Below are 19,046 nucleotides of genomic sequence, written 5' to 3'. Positions count from 1 at the left end.
GGCCTTTGCCTCCCAGGTAGTGCCCCCTGGCGAGCAGGCGCTCGCCAGGGATATGGCTTCAGAAGCGTTGAGTGGGAATTGGGCAGTTATCCTGCCCAGCCTCACGCACGGAGACTGGCGTAGGTTGATGCGCCGCCGCCACCGAGCCGAAAACGTTACTGGCGGTGTAGCTCACGTGCAGGTGACCTCGACAAACCATGTAGGCATATTGGCGCTTGAGCGCCAGCACTACCTCACCCTCGTCAATATGGTGCTGCTCGATGCGGAACGACGGCCCGCTCACCGGGAAGCCGGGAATCGGATCTTCTGGCATCCCAAGGCCGCGCTTTCCATCGACCGTGATCACGATCACATCGCCGGGCGCCATACCTTTGTAGCCAGCGATACGCACCGGCAGCTCTCGTTGTGCCTCCTCCCGGCCAATGGCACCGTTGCCATTCAGTTTGGTGAACTCCAGCGAAGGCAGTGGCCCCCCTTGCCCCGGCAACTCGTCGGCGCGCAGGACCTCGACCAGCTTCGGGGGTGAAAACGAGGTGTTTTCCGGCCCTCCTGTTTCAGTTTCCCGGGTGACTGCATAGGCCATTACCACTTGGCCGCTGGGCTCGGCACCCAACAACGCTGCTGGCACCGCACGGACGATAGGTAGCTGCTCAGACGCCTCGTGCGCAGTGACCGAATCGAGCGGATGAGGCGATTGGTTTCCCCACCACAGTGCGAGTTTGTCCCCCTCGGCCAGGACTTCCCTAGCACTGAGCCCCTCCCACGCAATGGTAACCTCGGCGCCTGCCGCGACATCCTCGGGATCCAGCTTGTCGTCCTGGCCTGAGCTACCACCTTTGATCGTGGCGGGCACCAGGTCGTCATGCCCGGGCGTTTCCGGATCAGGGTCGGGGCCACCTGGCACCCGTAGATCGACCTCTACATTCGCGGCGCCATCCGATGTACCGATCAACGAACCGGCTCGCCACAGTTCATAGGCAACGGCCACCGGGCCGTACTCCGTTTCCGCGCTGGTCAGCGGGTAGGGCAGCTTGAGCACCATCAGTGGATCCGGCGCTGGCGGAATCTGGTTGACCCGCTGCGGCGCGTCACGTTGGCTCCCCCACAACACGACGATCTCGTCACCCACCGCGACGCTGGTGATCTGGGGAACATGCACGTCCACACCCGCCCGGGCATCCGCCTCGAGGACAGGTGGATCACCGCCAGCATCGAAACCTGGCACTTCGGGAACCGGCAGCAGGTCCGGGATATCCGTCAACAGCAACTCGAGCGCGTCGTGCGGGACCGAAGCCAGCGACACGTTCCCCGCCCGGTCGGTCGACTGGTAGGTGAAGGTGATGGGTTTTCTGTCGTCCAACTTCTGCAAGTCGATCAAAGGCAATGGCACGGTAGTGGGATCAGTTGCGCTAAAAACGGTGATCGGCCCGATCGGTACCGTGTTGGTACCATCGGTCATGGTGACCACGATCTGGTCACCCACCTGCTGCGACACATATCCCTTGACCTCGGTATCCAACAGGCCGGAGGTGAAGTCTCCCACCAGAATGCGCCTTCTCTCCTCCACCACCTTGGGAAACTGCAGTTTGGCCAAGGCTCCATCGCTGCCTCCCGGAGCCTCTCGGTCGATGCGCACAAGGCGCCGGGGCCCTAAATCCCAACGGTCATCCGGGAACGGTTGTACGTCATAGCCCAGGCGAAACCGCGCATCCTCTCCATCAGCCACCGAGGCCCAATACGTGGCAGGCACGCTGAGCTCGAATTTAAAATCAGGGTTTGCCTGTTCTGCCTGAGCTATGGAGTGGAAAGCGCCAGGAATGTTATCGAGACGCACGTCGTCCCATGTCAATGCGATGATGTAATCGACCTCGGACTCTGGCCAGTTCGGTACCTTTACCTTTAGCGCGTCTTCTTGCTTGGTTTTAGGCAGCAATTCTATCTTTCCGGTACCGTCATCAATCAGATCTTCAACGATGGCCTCGCCCATCGCGAGTTTCGGAAAAACCAGCGTCGAAGTCTTCTTTACTTTTGCGCTGCTGATCAACGGGTGAGCAGGCGTATTCATGGCAACCTCCCCTTGCATTTGGCGTGTTCAGGCGTGCTGTTGTGAGCGTGGATTGCGCGGTACCTGAATGTAGGCTCCACCCCGGTGTCATTGGCCCGGATGATGCTCAGCCCCGGATGACGCGGTGCCGAGATCGTGATCGCGGCTGCTTGGCCACCACCGTCTGGGTGAAGCAGTAATAACAAAGTCCATCCAGGCCCACACCTGACAGAAATGCTAGGTGCGCGCTGCCATAGGCCTGAAAGCTGACGCTGCTGCGCCCAGGTTTACGCGCACCTGGGGCTTGCAAGAGGCGGCTGAAACCACTGTGGACAAACCACGAGCAAGCCCCGCGCGTAGATCACGCACGGAGCTTCAAAATAGGCAGGGAAGTAGAGCAGGCGCGTAGAAGCGCGCTCAAGGACGGGAGTTAATCTGCTGCTGCAGGTTCTGGATCTGGCTCTGCAGCGTGCTGATGTTGCGGGTTACCTGCCCGCGGAAGGCATCGAATTCCTGCACCGAGGCGCCACCGGCCGTGGGCGTAGGGCGATTGTCCACCTGGCTCTTGAGCACCAGGATATCTTGCTCCAGACTCTCGATGGCGGCATTTGGGTTGCCCTGTTTCTTCAAAGTCGCCACGTCGTTGCTCAGGCTCTTGAGCTGGCCATCGAGCTTACCGCCATCCACCTGCCCCGATTTGAGCGCGGCCAGCTCGGCATTGAGGACCTTGAGTTGCGCCTGCAACTGGCTTTGCAGTTCAGTGACCGCCTTCTGCTGTTCACGGGTATCGGCCAGCACTTGCTCCAGGCGCTTGCCCAGGTCCCCCGCCTGCCCGGCGACGCCCAGCTGCTGCTTGCCCTGCTCGGCCAGGGAAGCCTGCAACTGGCGAATCTGCAACTTCAATGCCTCGCTGCCGGTGCTGTTGCTGGACTCACTGGCGTCGACCTTGCCGCTGATCACCTGCAAGCGCCCGGCGGCTTCTTCACTGATACGGGCAAAGCTTTCCTGGGTCGCGACCAGCTGTTGCTCCATCAGGGTGATCTGCTGGAAGCTCCACCAGCCAAGCCCGGCCAGGGCGATGAACGAGGCGCCCAGCAATGTCCACAGCGGGCCATTGCTACGCGGCCGCACCGCCTTCTGGCGGCTACGGGCCACATGGGCAGGCAGCAATTCATCGTCATCAGGGGTGCCGGCACGCAGGGTGGGCACGTCGTCGAAATCATCGTGGGCGTCGTTACGCATGGGTGCATTCAACCGCGGTGGTAGCAAAGAGGCATGAGTATAAACCGCCAGGGCGGCGCACTGATGACCATCATCCCGCGCACAGGTTCAGCGTTGCCCGTGTTGCGCCTGCCACCAGCTGCAGAATTCATCCAGCGCCGCCCACACATCGGTGCCGGGCCGGTAGTCCAGATACTGGCGGGCGCGGCTGATATCGAGGGTGAAATCCGTGCTCATCACCTGCACCGCCGTGCGGCTCAGGGTCGGTTGCGGGCGCCCGGGCCAAAGCAGACAGGCAGCCTCGTTGAGCGCCCCCAGACTGTAGGCCAGGGCAGGTGAACGATAGCGGGTGACCTGGGGTAGCTGCATGCGGCGCATCACGTAGTTGACCACATCCCACAGCGGCAGTGGCTGGCCGTTGCTGATGTTGTAGGCCTGGCCCAAGGCCTGGTCCTCGGCGAACAGCGCGCTGAACAGTGCCTGGTTGAGGTTGTGCACACTGGTGAAGTCGACCTTGTTCAGGCCATTGCCGATGATCGCCACACGCCCCTTGGCCTGCATGCGCATCAGCCTTGGGAAGATGCTCGCATCGCCAGCACCGGTGACGAAGCGCGGGCGCAGCGCCAGCACCTCCAGGCCGAACTCCTGGGCGCCGAACACCTTCTGCTCGGCCAGGTGTTTGGTCAGCGCGTAATGGTCATGGAATCGACGCGGTACCTGGTCCTCGCGGACATCCATACGCGAGCGGCCGGTGAAGTAGATCGACGGCGACGACAGGTGTACCAGGCGCCGCACATGCTCCTTGATGCAGCCTTCGACCACGTTCTCGGTGAGCACCACGTTGCCTTGGTGGAAGTCCTGATAGCGGCCCCAGGTGCCCACTGCGCCGGCGCAGTGCACCACCGCGTCCACCCCCTGGCACAGGCGCCGGGCCAGTTCGGCGTCGCCCAGGTCGCCGGGGATGAACTGCGCCCCACGCTTGACCAGATGCTCCACACCCTCTGCCCGCCGGCCGTTGACCCGCACCTCCAGGCCCTGCTCCAGGGCGAAACGCGCAAAGCGCCCGCCGATGAAGCCGCTCGCGCCGGTGACCAGAATTCGCATGTAAGACTCCGCCTTGCTCTATTTCAGATGCAGCTGACGCTTGAAGTGCCTACAAGGGCACCAGCCAGTCCCGCGCCGAATGGCGCAGGTGGTCGGTCAACTGGGCGAGCAACTGCCCGCCGTTGCGCCAATGATGCCAGTACAGCGGCACATCGATGGGGGTATCGGCACAGATTTCCACCAACTCGCCACGTGCCAACTGCTTGGCCACCTGCCGCTCCGGCACCAGCCCCCAGCCGAGGCCGGCCTCGGTCATACGCATGAAACCTTCGGACGAGGGGCACAGGTGATGCAGGAAACCCTCCTGTACCCCCAACGACGCCAGGTAGCGATGCTGCAGGAAATCGTCCGGCCCGAACACGACAGCCGGGGCGCGGGCCAGGCGCTCGACCGCGAACCCGTTAGGAAAGTAACGCGCCATGAACGCGGGGCTGGCCAGTGCCCGATAACGCATCGAGCCCAGCGGCAAACTGCGCGCTCCGGCCACCGGCCGTTCGCTGCCACACAGGCAGGCCGCGACCTCCCCAGCGCGCATGCGTTTCAGACCGACGTCCTGGTCCTCGACCACCAAATCGAGCAGCACCTGCTGCTCGGCGCAGAACGGCCCCACCGCCCCGGCCCACCAGGTTGCCAGGCTATCGGCGTTGAGGGCGATGCGCAGGCGCTCGGGCATGCCCTCCTCGTCCAGTGCCGGCACCTGGCGTTGCAGATCGCGCTCGAGCAGGCGCACCTGCTGCACATGGTTGAGCAACTGGCGCCCGACTTCCGTCGGGCTCGGGGGCGCGGCGCGCACCAGCACCGGCTGGCCAACCCGTGCCTCGAGCAGCTTTATGCGTTGCGAGATGGCCGATTGCGACAATCCCAGTACCTGGGCGGCGCGCTCGAAGCCGCCTTGCTCGATCACCGCGGCGAGGGCAGCGAGCAATTTGTAGTCGAACATCGATTTCTCTAATGACTGATCAGCTCTATTTGTTTTTCTTATACCGCCGCAACCGCCAGAATGGCCACATCTTTCTTGGTAACCCGCGCCGATCCCGCATCGGCGCCAGTGGAGTGTTCCCGCTATGTGGCAAAGCTATCTCAACGGCATGCTGGTGGCCTTCGGCCTGATCATGGCCATCGGCGCGCAGAACGCCTTCGTCCTGGCACAAAGTCTGCGCCGTGAACACCATCTGCCAGTGGCGGCACTGTGCATCGTCTGCGATGCGCTGCTGGTCGCCGCCGGGGTGTTCGGTCTGGCCACGGTGCTGGCGCACAACCCGACACTGCTGGCCGTGGCCCGCTGGGGCGGTGCGCTGTTCCTGATCTGGTACGGCGCCAAGGCCCTGCGCAGCGCCTGCTCGAAACAGAGCCTGCAGCATCAGGAAGGCCAGGGCATGCGTTCGCGCCGCGCGGTGCTGCTCAGTGCCCTGGCGGTGACCCTGCTCAATCCGCACGTCTACCTCGATACAGTGCTGCTAATCGGCTCCCTCGGCGCCCAGCAGACCGTGCCCGGCGCCTACGTGGCCGGCGCCGCCAGTGCCTCGCTGGTGTGGTTCTCGACCTTGGCGATCGGCGCCGCCTGGCTGGCACCGTGGCTGGCACGCCCGGCGACCTGGCGCATGCTGGACCTGATGGTGGCGGTGATGATGTTCGCGGTGGCGGCGCAGTTGATCTTCAACTGATGCCGCGAAAAAACCGGGTATCCCACGCAGGGCTACGACAGTCACGCAGCCCACCTGTCGGCCCCAGCCAACCGCTCTGGAACCTCTATTCCCTATAGATGTTGCGTGGTTAAGCGCCGAGGCCGGTGCTATGATCCAGCCCTTGCGTCGCAAAGAGTACAAACTCGCCGACGCTCACCGGGCCGCCCGTGATCGGCCTTGCGCATACCGCGAACAGACCTGAATCAGGAGATCCACCATGGCTTTTGAATTGCCGCCGCTGCCATACGCCCACGATGCCCTGCAGCCGCACATCTCCAAGGAAACCCTGGAGTATCACCACGACAAGCACCACAACACCTATGTCGTGAACCTGAACAACTTGGTCCCAGGCACCGAATTCGAAGGCAAGACCCTCGAAGAGATCGTCAAGAGCTCCTCCGGCGGTATCTTCAACAACGCCGCTCAAGTCTGGAACCACACCTTCTACTGGAACTGCCTGGCGCCGAACGCCGGCGGCCAACCAACTGGCGCTCTGGCCGAGGCCATCAACACCGCCTTCGGTTCCTTCGACAAGTTCAAGGAAGAGTTCACCAAGGTCTCCGTCGGCACCTTCGGCTCCGGCTGGGGCTGGCTGGTGAAGAAGGCCGACGGCTCCCTGGCCCTGGCCAGCACCATCGGCGCCGGCAACCCGCTGACCAGCGGCGACACCCCGCTGCTGACTTGCGACGTCTGGGAACACGCCTACTACATCGACTACCGCAACCTGCGTCCGAAGTATGTCGAGGCGTTCTGGAACCTGGTCAACTGGAAGTTCGTTGCCGAGCAGTTCGAAGGCAAGACCTTCAAGGCCTGATTGTTCGCCAAGCCTGCAAAAAGACCCGGCCTCGTGCCGGGTTTTTTGTTGCCTGGCATGACGCTAGCGCCAAGCAAGCTCGCTGCCCCCAGGGCCAACCTGACAGAATTGCCTGCAACCCATCCGTGCGCTCTTGCTCAGCCCGCATAGCGCGCTAACATCAACCTTCTGGAAAGTTGACGCAGCGCACTCAAGTCGCATGACCGCTCAACCGATATAGAGCCAAGGGCAGATCCGTCGACGGACGTGTTGCCTGCCGGGGCATTCGGTCGATAGTCTGTCGCCATGGTTGATGGCAAAATAATGGCATGCGCATGGATTAAGGAAACCCCATTGAAGCTGGAATTCCGAAACAGCTTATCGGTCAAGTTGCTGCGGGTCGTACTGCTCTCGGCATTGGCTGTCGGCGTCGTACTCAGCTGTGCGCAGATCGTCTATGACGCCTACAAGACCCGCCAGTCGGTGAACAACGACGCCCAGCGCATCCTCGACATGTTCCGCGACCCCTCGACGCAGGCGGTGTACAGCCTCGACCGGGAAATGGGCATGCAGGTGATGGAAGGCCTGTTCCAGGACGGCTCGGTCCGCATGGCCTCCATCGGCCACCCCAACGAAACCATGCTCGCGGAAAAGTCCCGGCCACTGCAGGACATGTCCATGCGCTGGCTGACCGACCTGATCCTCGGCCAGGAGCGCACCTACACCACGCAACTGGTCGGCCGCGGCCCCTACAGTGAATACTACGGCGACCTGAGCATCACCCTCGACACCTCCGCCTATGGCGAGGGTTTCCTGGTCAACGCGGTGATCATCTTCATCTCCGGCGTGCTGCGCGCCCTGGCCATGGGCCTGGTGCTGTACCTGGTGTACCACTGGCTGCTGACCAAGCCGCTGTCGAAGATCATCGAGCACCTGACGCAAATCAACCCCGACCGCCCCAGCCAGCACCAGATCCCCCTGCTCAAGGGGCACGAACGCAACGAACTGGGCATCTGGGTCAACACCGCCAACCAGTTGCTGGCCTCCATCGAACGCAACACCCACCTGCGCCACGAGGCCGAGAACAGCCTGCAGCGCATGGCCCAGTACGACTTCCTCACCGGCCTGCCCAATCGCCAGCAACTACAGCAGCAACTGGACAAGATCCTCATCGACGGTGGCCGCCTGCAACGCCGTGTCGCCGTGCTGTGCGTAGGCCTGGACGACTTCAAGGGCATCAACGAGCAGTTCAGCTACCAGGTCGGCGACCAGCTGCTGCTGGCGCTGGCCGACCGCCTGCGCGCCCACAGCGGGCGCCTCGGCGCCCTGGCGCGGTTGGGTGGCGACCAGTTCGCCCTGGTCCAGGCCAATATCGAACAGCCCTACGAAGCCGCCGAGCTGGCCCAGAGCATCCTCGATGACCTCGAGGCGCCCTTCGACCTCGACCACCAGCAGATCCGCCTGCGCGCCACCATCGGCATCACCCTGTTCCCCGAGGACGGCGACAGCACCGAGAAGCTGCTGCAAAAGGCCGAGCAGACCATGACCCTGGCCAAGGCCCGCTCGCGTAACCGATACCAGTTCTATATCGCCAGCGTCGACAGTGAGATGCGCCGCCGCCGCGAACTGGAAAAGGACCTGCGCGAAGCCCTGCCGCGCAACCAGCTGTACCTGGTGTACCAGCCGCAGATCAGCTACCGCGACCACCGCGTGGTAGGCGTCGAAGCCTTGCTGCGCTGGCAGCACCCGGAGCTGGGCATGGTCCCGCCCGACCAGTTCATTCCCCTGGCCGAGCAGAACGGCAGCATCATCAGCATCGGCGAGTGGGTGCTCGACCAGGCCTGCCGGCAGTTGCGCGAATGGCACGACCAGGGCTTCAGCGAGCTGCGCATGGCGGTCAACCTGTCCACCGTGCAACTGCACCACAACGAGCTACCGCGGGTAGTCAACAACCTGCTGCAGGCCTACCGCCTGCCACCGCGCAGCCTGGAGCTGGAAGTCACCGAGACCGGCCTGATGGAAGACATCAGCACCGCCGCCCAGCACTTGCTGAGCCTGCGCCGCTCCGGGGCGTTGATCGCCATCGACGACTTCGGCACCGGTTACTCCTCGCTCAGCTACCTGAAATCGCTGCCGCTGGACAAGATCAAGATCGACAAGAGCTTCGTCCAGGACCTGCTCGACGACGATGACGACGCCACCATCGTTCGCGCCATCATCCAGCTGGGCAAGAGCCTGGGCATGCAGGTGATCGCCGAAGGCGTGGAAACCGCCGAACAGGAGACCTACATCATCGCCCAGGGCTGCCATGAGGGTCAGGGCTACCACTACAGCAAGCCGCTGTCCGCGCGCGAACTGACCAACTTCCTCAAGCAGGCGCAACGCAACCAGGTTTCCGCGTTGTAACCCCCACCAATCTCGGCCAAGCAGGGCAAGCGGGCGTTTGCATGAAATGCGCGCCCGCCCCTTTACAGCAAATGCAAATCTTTCGCATGATGTTGCGGTTTCGCGTGCCACGGCGCACGGTCCACCCATGGTCCAACCACACGACGCAGGAAACCAACAATGATTCGAATGCCTCTGGCCTCCGCCAGTCTGCTGGCCATCGCCATCGCCCTCGCCGGTTGCGGCGAAGGCAATGACGACAAGGCCGCCGCACCGCAAGCCCAGACATCTGCCGCTGTCACCACCGCGGCACCAGGGGCTGTCGATGAAGCCGCCGCCAAGGCCGTGGTCAAGCACTACGCCGAGATGGTCCATGCCGTGTACAGCGACTCGCTGAGCACCGCCAAGCAGTTGCAGACTGCCGTCGACGCCTTCCTCGCCAAGCCCGACGACCAGACGCTCAAAGCCGCCCGGGACGCCTGGGTCGCCTCGCGCGTACCCTACCTGCAGAGCGAAGTCTTCCGCTTCGGCAACACCATCATCGACGACTGGGAAGGCCAGGTGAACGCCTGGCCCCTGGACGAAGGCCTGATCGACTACGTCGACAAGAGCTATGAGCACGCCCTGGGCAACCCGGCGGCCAACGCCAACATCATCGCCAACACCGAGATCCAGGTGGGCGAAGACAAGATCGACGTCAAGGACATCACCCCCGAGAAGCTGGCCAGCCTGAACGAGCTGGGCGGTTCCGAAGCCAACGTCGCCACCGGCTACCACGCCATCGAATTCCTGCTCTGGGGCCAGGACCTCAACGGCACCGGCCCAGGCGCGGGCAACCGCCCGGCCTCCGACTACCTTGAAGGCAAAGGTGCCACCGGCGGGCACAACGACCGTCGCCGTGCCTACCTGAAGGCGGCCACCGACCTGCTGGTCAAGGACCTTGAGGAAATGGTCGGCAACTGGGCGCCGAACGTCGCCGACAACTACCGCGCCAGCCTGGAAAAAGAGCCGGCCAACGATGGCCTGCGCAAGATGCTGTTCGGCATGGGCAGCCTGTCGCTGGGCGAACTGGCGGGCGAGCGCATGAAGGTCTCGCTGGAGGCCAACTCGCCGGAAGACGAACACGACTGCTTCAGCGACAACACCCACTACTCGCACTTCTATGACGCCAAGGGCATCCGCAACGTTTACCTCGGCGAGTACACCCGTGTCGACGGCAGCAAGCTGAGCGGCCCGAGCCTGTCGTCGCTGGTGGCCAAGGCCGACCCGGCCACCGACGCCACCCTCAAGGCCGACCTGGAAGCCACCGAAGCCAAGATCCAGGTGATCGTCGACCACGCTCTCAAGGGCGAGCACTACGACCAGCTGATCGCCGCCGACAACGCCGCCGGCAACCAGATCGTGCGTGACGCCATCGCTTCCCTGGTCAAGCAGACCGGCGCGATCGAGCAGGCCGCGGGCAAGCTGGGCATCGACAACCTGAACCCGGACACCGCCGATCACGAATTCTGATCAGCGTTGCGGTTCAGCAGAGGCGGCCTTCGGGCCGCCTTTTTCATTTCCGTGTTCGGGAGCGGAATGGGTGGTCGCGGACATTTCCAGGTAAAGCCTATTTCATCTGGTAATTGCAAATTGCTCTTATTCAATCCCCCCTGGCCTGATAAGCTTGCACGCCGGTTTTTCGCCCATGCCCAGGATTGTCGATGTCCTTGCTCCGCCTAAGCCCTCTGCTGCTGGCCTTCGCCCTCGCCGCCTGTGACGACGCCCCGCGTTTCACCCAGGCCGAGCCCGGCGAGGCGCTCTCCGGCGGCAAGGCGACGGTGCAGCGCAGCGATCGCAACGCCTACTCGCTGCCCTCGGCCAACCTCACGCCCGAGCGGCGCCTGGACTTCGCCGTGGGCAACAGCTTCTTCCGCAACCCCTGGGTAATCGCCCCCTCCACAACTACCGCCCGCGATGGCCTCGGCCCGTTGTTCAACACCAACGCCTGCCAGAACTGCCACGTGCGCGATGGTCGCGGCCATCCGCCGGAGCCAGACGACAGCAACGCGGTGTCGATGCTGGTGCGTCTGTCGATCCCCGACCAGCCGTACTACGCCCAGGTGATCGAGCGCCTGGGGGTAGTCCCGGAGCCCGTCTACGGTACCCAGTTCCAGGACATGGCCATCCCCGGCGTGGCCCCGGAAGGCAAGGTCCGCGTGACCTACGACAACCACAATGTCACCTTCGCGGACGGCCACCAGGTCGAACTGCGACGCCCGACCCTGCGAATCAGCCAGCTCGGCTACGGCCCGCTGCACCCCGACACACGCTTCTCCGCCCGGGTCGCTCCGCCGATGATCGGCCTGGGCCTGCTTGAAGCCATCCCCGAAGCCGACCTGCTGGCCAACGAGGATCCCGACGACCACAACCGCGACGGTATCCGTGGCCGCGCCAACCGCGTGTGGGACGATGCCCAGGGCAGGACCGTGGTCGGCCGCTTCGGCTGGAAGGCAGGACAGCCAAACGTCAACCAGCAGAACGTGCACGCCTTCGCCGGCGACATGGGCCTGACCACCACCCTGTTGCCCAAGGACGACTGCACCGCAGCGCAGGTCGATTGCCTGGCCGCGCCCAATGGCAATGGCCAGGGCGGCGAAAAGGAGGTCAGCGACAATATCCTGCGCCTGGTCACCTTCTACACCCGCAACCTTGCCGTGCCGGCCCGGCGCAACGTCGATGCGCCGCAGGTATTGGCCGGCAAGAACCTGTTCTACCAGGCTGGTTGCCAGGGCTGCCACACCCCGCAATTCACCACCGCCGCCAATGCGGCCGAGCCGGAACTGGCCAACCAGGTGATCCGCCCCTACAGCGACCTGCTGCTGCACGACATGGGCCCGGGCCTGAGTGACGAACGCACCGAATTTGCCGCCAACGGCCAGGACTGGCGCACCCCACCGCTGTGGGGCATCGGCCTGAGCGAAACCGTCAGCGGCCACAGCCAGTTCCTGCATGACGGCCGCGCCCGCAACCTGCTCGAGGCCGTGCTCTGGCACGGCGGCGAAGCCCAGGCGGCGCGCGACCATGTACTGACCTTCAATGCCGAGCAGCGCGCAGCGCTGCTGGCGTTCCTGAATTCACTTTAAACGCACAAGGAGCCGGGCATGTTCCGACCCAAACTGTTGTTCACCAGCCTCGCCGCACTCGCCTTGGGCGCCTGCTCGCCACAAGACCCACAGGCAGTGACCTCCGCGGCCATCGCCAAGCAGGTGATCCTGCCGACCTACAGCCGCTGGGTTGAGGCCGACCGGCAACTGGCCGCCAGCGCCTTGGCCTACTGTGAGGGCAAACAGGACCTCGAGACCGCCCGTGCCGACTTCCTCAACGCGCAAAAAGCCTGGGCCGAATTGCAGCCATTGCTGGTCGGCCCGCTGGCCGAAGGCAACCGTGCCTGGCAGGTGCAGTTCTGGCCGGACAAGAAAAACCTGGTCGGCCGCCAGGTCGAGCAACTGGTCAACGGCGAGCAAGCGGTCACCGTCGAATCGCTGGGCAAGGCCAGCGTCGTGGTCCGTGGCCTGTCCGCCTACGAATACATCCTGTTCGACAGCAAACCGGACATCGCCAGCGCCGAACAGAAGGCCCGCTACTGCCCGCTGCTGGTCGCCATCGGCGAACACCAGAAGGCCTTGGCCGAAGAGATCCTCAAGGGCTGGAACAGCACCGACGGCATGCTGTCGCAGATGACCAAGTTCCCCAACCAGCGCTACGCCGACTCCCACGAGGCGATCGCCGACGTGCTGCGTGCCCAGGTCACCGCCCTGGACAGCCTGAAGAAAAAGCTCGGCGCGCCAATGGGCCGGCAGAGCAAGGGCATTGCCCAACCACTGCAGGCCGAGGCCTGGCGCAGCCACTCGTCGATCAAGAGCCTGGAAGCCTCGCTCAAGGCCGCCCAGACTGTCTGGGTCGGGGTCGACAACCAAGGCCTGCGCGGACTGCTGGGCAAGGACCAGACGGCACTGGCACAGAAGATCGACGACGCCTATGCTGCTGCGCTCAAGCTGCTGGCCGACAACCAGAAGACCCTCGGCGAACTGCTGGCCGATGACGCCGGCAAGCAGACCCTCAACCAAATCTACGATGCCCTCAACGTCGTCCACCGCCTGCACGAAGGCGAGCTGGCCAAGGCGCTGAACATCCAGCTGGGCTTCAACGCCAACGACGGTGACTGATCATGCTGCGACGCCAGGCCCTGAAACTCGGTAGCGTTCTGCTCAGCGCCCTCACCCTGGGTGGCTGGAGCCTGTTCCGCGGCAAAGGCAGCGAACCCTTGCTGCTTTCGGCCCGCGACGACGGCGACGGCAAGCACTACGCCGTCGGCTTCCGCCTGGACGGCACCCAGGTGTTCAGCACCCAGGTGGCCCAGCGTTGCCATGCGATCATCAACCACCCGACGCTGCCGATCGCACTGTTCGTCGCGCGCCGGCCCGGTACCGAGAGCTATCTGGTCGACCTGCGTGACGGGCGCCTGTTGCAAACCCTCGCCTCACAGCCCAGCCGGCACTTCTACGGCCACGCAGTGATCCACAAGGGTGGCGAGTGGCTGTATGCGACCGAGAACGACACCAGCGACCCGGGCCGTGGCGTACTGGGCGTCTACCGCTTCGAGGGCGAGCGCCTGGTGCACAGCGGCGAGATCCCCACCCACGGCATCGGGCCCCATGAAGTGGCCTGGCTGCCCGATGGCGAGACCCTGGTGGTGGCCAACGGCGGCATCCGCACCGAGGCCGAGAGCCGGGTGGAGATGAACCTCGACGCCATGGAGCCGAGCCTGGTGCTGATGCAGCGTGACGGCACGCTGCTGAGCAAGGAGACCCTGGCCCAGCAGATGAACAGCGTGCGTCACCTGGCAGTTGGCGATGATGGCACCATCGCCGCCTGCCAGCAGTTCATGGGTGGCTCGGAAGAAACCGCCGAACTGCTGGCGATCAAGCGCCCGGGCGAGCCGTTCCAGGCCTTCCCGGTGCCGGAGCGCCAGCTGCAATCGATGGCCCAGTACACCGCCAGCGTCGCCATCCACAGCGACCTGCGCCTGGTGGCGCTGACCGCGCCGCGGGCCAACCGCCTGTTCATCTGGGACCTGGACAGCGGCGCCGTCAAACTTGATGCGCCGATGCCCGATTGCGCCGGGGTCGGGGCGGTGAAGGATGGTTTTGTCGTCACCTCCGGGCAGGGGCGTTGCCGCTTCTATGATTGCCGCCAGGCGCAGTTGATCGGGCAACCGATGGACCTGCCTTCAGGCTTCTGGGATAACCATCTGCACCTGGTCTGATCGCTCTATTGCCTGCACCGGCCCCATCGCACGTGGGCCGGATCGCCCGTGGTCGTGCCCGACGAACAACAAAATCCACCTCCAGGGAACCGGACCATGTTGCGCCGCCGCATGCTGATCATGTTGGCCGTCGTCCTGCTGATCGTGTTGATCCTGGGGGGCATCAAGGCCTTTTCCATCTACCGGCAAGTGCAGATGTTCTCGCAGCCCAGGCCCCCGGTCAGTGTTGCCGCTGCCCAGGCCGAGCTACGCCAGTGGCAGGAGCGCCTGCCGGCGGTCGGGAGCCTCAAGGCCTACCAGGGCGTTGAGTTGAGCCTTGAGGTGGCCGGGACGGTAAAGTCGCTGCATTTCGAATCCGGGCAACAGGTCAAGGCCGGCCAGTTGTTGCTGCAATTGGACAGCGACCAGGAAACCGCCCTGCTCGGCACCGCACAGGCCGACCTGGGGCTGGCCAAGGTCGACTTCGGCCGCGGCAGCCAACTGGTCGGCGACTCGGCGATCTCCCGTGGCGAATATGACCGCCTGGCCAGCCAGTACCGGCGCAACCAGGCCGTGGTTGACCAGCTCAAGGCATCGCTGGCGAAAAAGAGCATCAGCGCTCCGTTCAGCGGCACCATCGGCATCCGCCAAGTGGACGTCGGCGCCTACCTGCCCAGCGGTACGGTGATCGCCACCCTGCAGGATCTGTCCAGTCTCTACGTCGACTTCAATGTGCCCGAGCAGGCGTTGCCACACCTGAGCCTCGGCCAGCGCGTGCTAGCCCAGGTGGCCGCCTACCCTGACCAGACCTTCCCCGCCAGCCTCAGCGCGATCAACCCCAAGGTCGAGGAAAGCACGCGCAACCTGATGGTCCGCGCCACCCTGGCCAACCCCGAAGGCAAGCTGCTGCCGGGCATGTTCGCCAGCCTGCAACTGTTGCTGCCCGACCCGCAACCGCAGGTCGTGGTGCCGGAAAACGCCATCACCTACACCCTCTACGGCAACTCGGTGTATCGCGTCAGCCCGAAAAAGGGCGAGGACGGCCAGCCGCTGCACGATGCCAACGATCAGCCGCAGCTGATCGCCGAACAACTCACCGTGCAGACCGGCGAGCGTCGCGACGGTTGGGTCGTGGTGCTCAAGGGCCTGCAGGCCGGTGACCAGGTCGTCACCGCCGGTCAGCTCAAGCTGAGCCCAGGCGCGGCGATCCGCATCAGCGCCGATTCAGCCCTGAAACCCGCCGCGCCTGGCGCGCAGTGAACGGGAGGCGGCCATGGCGTTCACCGACCCGTTCATCCGCCGCCCGGTGCTGGCCTGCGTGGTCAGCCTGCTGATCCTGCTGCTGGGCCTGCAGGCTTGGAGCAAGCTGCAGATCCGCCAGTACCCGCAGATGGAAAACGCCCTGATCACGGTGACGACCGCCTACCCCGGGGCCAACGCCGAGACCATCCAGGGCTACATCACCCAGCCGCTGCAGCAGAGCCTGGCCAGCGCCGACGGCATCGACTACATGACCTCGGTGAGCCGGCAGAACTTCTCGATCATTTCGGTCTACGCGCGGATCGGCGCCGACACCGACCGGCTGTTCACCCAGTTGCTGGCCAAGGCCAACGAGGTGCGCAACAAGCTGCCCCAGGACTCCGAGGATCCGGTACTGAGCAAGGAGGCCGCCGACGCCTCGGCACTGATGTACATCAGCTTCTACAGCAAGGAAATGAGCAACCCGCAGATCACCGACTACCTGTCACGGGTCATCCAACCCAAACTGGCCACGTTGCCGGGCATGGCCGAGGCCGAGATCCTCGGCAACCAGGTGTTCGCCATGCGTATCTGGATCGATCCGGTGAAGCTGGCCGGCTTCGGCCTGTCGGCAGTGGACGTGACCAACGCCGTGCGCCGCTACAACTTCCTCTCCGCAGCTGGCGAAGTGAAGGGCGAGTACGTGGTCACCAGCATCAACGCCAGCACCGAGCTCAAGTCTGCCGAAGCCTTCGCCGCCCTACCGGTGAAGACCAGCGGTGACAGCCGGGTACTGCTGGGTGACGTGGCCCGGGTGGAAATGGGCGCCGAAAACTACGACACGGTCAGTTCGTTCGACGGCACGCCCTCGGTTTACATCGGCATCAAGGCCACGCCGGCGGCCAACCCGCTGGAGGTTATCAAGGAAGTACGGCGGATCATGCCGCAGCTCGAAGAACAACTGCCCTCCAGCCTGAAGGTGTCCATCGCCTACGACGCCACCCTGTTTATCCAGGCCTCCATCGACGAAGTGATCAAGACCCTCGGCGAGGCGGTGCTGATCGTCATCGTCGTGGTGTTTTTGTTCCTCGGCGCCCTGCGGTCTGTGGTGATCCCGGTGGTGACCATCCCGTTGTCGATGATTGGCGTGCTGTTTTTCATGCAGATGATGGGCTATTCGCTGAATTTGCTGACCCTGCTGGCGATGGTACTGGCCATCGGCCTGGTGGTGGATGACGCCATCGTCGTGGTGGAAAACATCCACCGCCATATCGAAGAAGGCAAGACGCCCTTCGAAGCGGCCCTGGAGGGTGCCCGCGAGATCGCCCTGCCGGTCGTGTCCATGACTATCACCTTGGCTGCTGTGTACGCTCCCATTGGTTTTCTCACCGGGCTGACCGGCGCCCTGTTCAAGGAGTTCGCCCTGACCCTGGCCGGAGCCGTGGTCATCTCCGGGGTCGTCGCCCTCACCCTCTCCCCCATGATGTGCGCCGTGCTGCTGCGCCACGAACAGAACCCCAGCGGGCTGGCCCACCGCCTGGACCTGATCTTCGAATCGCTCAAGGTACGCTACCAGCGCCTGCTGCACGGTACGCTCAACAGCCGCCCGGTGGTGCTGGTGTTCGCCGTGCTCATCATGTGCCTGATCCCGGTGCTGCTGATGTTCACCCGCAACGAGCTAGCCCCGGAGGAGGACCAGGGGGTTATCTTCATGATGAGCAGTTCACCGCAAACCGCGAACCTGGACTACCTCAACGCCTATACCGACCAGTTCACGCCAATCTTCAAGGGCTTCCCCGAGTACTACTCGTCATTCCAGATCAATGGTTTCAACGGCGTACAGAGCGGTATCGGCGGCTTCCTGCTCAAACCCTGGAACGAACGCGAGCGCACGCAGATGCAGCTGTTGCCGCTGGTGCAGGCCAAACTCGAACAGATCGGCGGCCTGCAGATCTTCGGCTTCAACTTGCCATCGCTGCCCGGCACCGGCGAGGGCCTGCCGTTCCAGCTGGTGATCAACACCGCCGGTGATTACCCGGCGCTGCTGGAGGTGGCGCAACGGGTCAAGGAGCGCGCCCAGGCCTCGGGTAAATTCGCCTTCCTCGACATCGACCTGGCCTTCGACAAACCGGAGGTGGTGATCGACATCGACCGCGCCAAGGCGGCGCAGATGGGCGTGTCGATGGACACCCTTGGCAGCACCCTGGCGACCTTGCTTGGCGAGGCCGAGATCAACCGTTTCACGCTGGAGGGTCGCAGCTACAAGGTCATCGCCCAGGTTGAACGGCCCTACCGCGCCAACCCCGGGTGGCTGAACAACTATTACGTGAAGAACGAGCAAGGCCAACTGTTGCCATTATCGACCTTGATCACCCTGAGCGACCGGGCCCGGCCGCGACAGCTCAACCAGTTCCAGCAGCTGAACTCGGCGATCATCCAGGGCGTTCCGCTGGTGAGCATGGGTGAAGCACTGGAAACCGTGCGCGCCATCGCCCGCGAGGAGGCGCCGGAAGGCTTTTCACTGGACTATGCCGGGACAGCTCGGCAGTTCGTCCAGGAGGGCAGCGCGTTGTGGGTGACCTTCGGCCTGGCGCTGGCGATCATCTTCCTGGTGCTGGCGGCGCAGTTCGAGAGCTTCCGCGATCCGCTGGTGATTCTGGTGACCGTGCCGTTGTCCATCTGCGGTGCGCTCTTGCCGCTGTTCCTTGGGGTCTCGAGCATGAACATCTATACCCAGGTGGGGTTGGTGACACTGATCGGGCTGATTACCAAGCATGGGATTCTCATTGTCGAGTTTGCCAATCAGCTACGGGACGAGCGGGGGTTTGGGGTACGCGAGGCAATCGAAGAAGCCGCTGCGATTCGCCTGCGGCCGGTGCTGATGACCACGGCGGCCATGGTGTTTGGCATGGTGCCCTTGATTTTGGCCACCGGGGCCGGGGCGGTCAGCCGGTTTGATATCGGGATGGTGATTGCTACCGGGATGTCGGTGGGGACTTTGTTTACGTTGTTTGTTTTGCCGTGCATTTATAGTGTTTTGGCGCATAAAGGTGTTGCTGGGGCTTGAGGGTGATTGTTTTTGGTTTTGTATGCGTATTCGTAGACGATATCGACATTTAGTCACCTTTCCGCCCTTACGGCGGCCGACTTTTGTCGTGGCAAAAGTCGGCAAAACCGTTCGGCTCCGTTCATACGGCCCCTACGCTCCGCGCCGGGGTTCCCTCGCTCCGTTCTTGCTCCCGTGGGTACCGCGCTGTACGCCCCATCCTGGGGCGCAGCGCTCGACGG

General features: G+C 63.8%; 13 protein-coding genes. 9 read left to right on the top strand and 4 right to left on the bottom strand.

The annotated features are described in order from the left end of the window. Positions 1 to 58: 58 nt before the first annotated feature. From OH705_RS11445 to OH705_RS11430, 4 genes are all read right to left on the bottom strand, one after another. The gene (locus OH705_RS11445) at positions 59 to 2,065 is read right to left on the bottom strand and encodes a hypothetical protein (RefSeq protein ID WP_267302238.1); all 2,007 of its coding nucleotides are present in this window, start codon (positions 2,063 to 2,065) and stop codon (positions 59 to 61) included. Between the two features lie 396 nt (positions 2,066 to 2,461). Continuing rightward, a complete protein-coding gene (locus OH705_RS11440; RefSeq protein ID WP_094010194.1) occupies positions 2,462 to 3,286 on the bottom strand; it encodes an ATPase in 825 nt (274 codons plus the stop codon). A gap of 87 nt (positions 3,287 to 3,373) precedes the next feature. After that, the gene (locus tag OH705_RS11435) at positions 3,374 to 4,369 is read right to left on the bottom strand and encodes an NAD-dependent epimerase/dehydratase family protein (protein ID WP_094010195.1); all 996 of its coding nucleotides are present in this window, start codon (positions 4,367 to 4,369) and stop codon (positions 3,374 to 3,376) included. Positions 4,370 to 4,418: 49 nt separating this feature from the next. Next, positions 4,419 to 5,309, bottom strand: a complete 891-nt coding sequence (locus OH705_RS11430) for a LysR family transcriptional regulator ArgP (RefSeq protein WP_267302237.1) — start codon at positions 5,307 to 5,309, stop codon at positions 4,419 to 4,421. A gap of 124 nt (positions 5,310 to 5,433) precedes the next feature. On the opposite strand from OH705_RS11430, the gene OH705_RS11425 reads away from it, so the two are divergent. The 9 genes from OH705_RS11425 to OH705_RS11385 all read left to right on the top strand — a co-directional run bounded on the left by OH705_RS11425 (position 5,434) and on the right by OH705_RS11385 (position 18,825). Beyond that, on the top strand, positions 5,434 to 6,033 hold the full coding sequence (locus OH705_RS11425) for a LysE/ArgO family amino acid transporter (RefSeq protein WP_038705505.1): 600 nt from the start codon (positions 5,434 to 5,436) through the stop codon (positions 6,031 to 6,033). Positions 6,034 to 6,271: 238 nt separating this feature from the next. Beyond that, the gene (locus tag OH705_RS11420; RefSeq protein WP_023630875.1) at positions 6,272 to 6,868 is read left to right on the top strand and encodes a superoxide dismutase; all 597 of its coding nucleotides are present in this window, start codon (positions 6,272 to 6,274) and stop codon (positions 6,866 to 6,868) included. A gap of 333 nt (positions 6,869 to 7,201) precedes the next feature. Continuing rightward, positions 7,202 to 9,253 carry a putative bifunctional diguanylate cyclase/phosphodiesterase gene (locus tag OH705_RS11415; RefSeq protein WP_038707431.1) on the top strand — a complete coding sequence of 684 codons (2,052 nt, stop codon included), beginning with the start codon at positions 7,202 to 7,204 and terminating at the stop codon, positions 9,251 to 9,253. A 159-nt stretch (positions 9,254 to 9,412) separates the two neighbouring features. Continuing rightward, positions 9,413 to 10,744: an imelysin family protein gene (locus tag OH705_RS11410; protein WP_104444461.1), complete on the top strand. Its 1,332-nt coding sequence runs from the start codon at positions 9,413 to 9,415 to the stop codon at positions 10,742 to 10,744. 185 nt (positions 10,745 to 10,929) lie between these two features. Beyond that, complete coding sequence (locus OH705_RS11405; protein WP_263159163.1) at positions 10,930 to 12,357, top strand: di-heme oxidoredictase family protein; 1,428 nt, start codon at positions 10,930 to 10,932, stop codon at positions 12,355 to 12,357. Between the two features lie 18 nt (positions 12,358 to 12,375). Beyond that, positions 12,376 to 13,440, top strand: a complete 1,065-nt coding sequence (locus tag OH705_RS11400) for an imelysin family protein (RefSeq protein WP_023630933.1) — start codon at positions 12,376 to 12,378, stop codon at positions 13,438 to 13,440. A 2-nt stretch (positions 13,441 to 13,442) separates the two neighbouring features. Beyond that, positions 13,443 to 14,540, top strand: coding sequence for a DUF1513 domain-containing protein (locus OH705_RS11395; protein ID WP_094010199.1), 1,098 nt, complete (start codon positions 13,443 to 13,445; stop codon positions 14,538 to 14,540). A 96-nt stretch (positions 14,541 to 14,636) separates the two neighbouring features. Next, positions 14,637 to 15,779 carry an efflux RND transporter periplasmic adaptor subunit gene (locus OH705_RS11390; RefSeq protein WP_094010200.1) on the top strand — a complete coding sequence of 381 codons (1,143 nt, stop codon included), beginning with the start codon at positions 14,637 to 14,639 and terminating at the stop codon, positions 15,777 to 15,779. 13 nt (positions 15,780 to 15,792) lie between these two features. Further along, entirely contained in the window at positions 15,793 to 18,825 is a 3,033-nt protein-coding gene (locus tag OH705_RS11385; RefSeq protein ID WP_267302236.1) for a multidrug efflux RND transporter permease subunit, read from the top strand. Positions 18,826 to 19,046 lie beyond the last annotated feature (221 nt).

Source organism: Pseudomonas sp. BJa3, assembly GCF_026343815.1.
GTDB classification, from domain to species: Bacteria; Pseudomonadota; Gammaproteobacteria; order Pseudomonadales; family Pseudomonadaceae; genus Aquipseudomonas; species Aquipseudomonas soli.
Note: the sequence above shows the minus strand (reverse complement) of the source record. Positions and strands in the feature narration are given on the sequence as shown.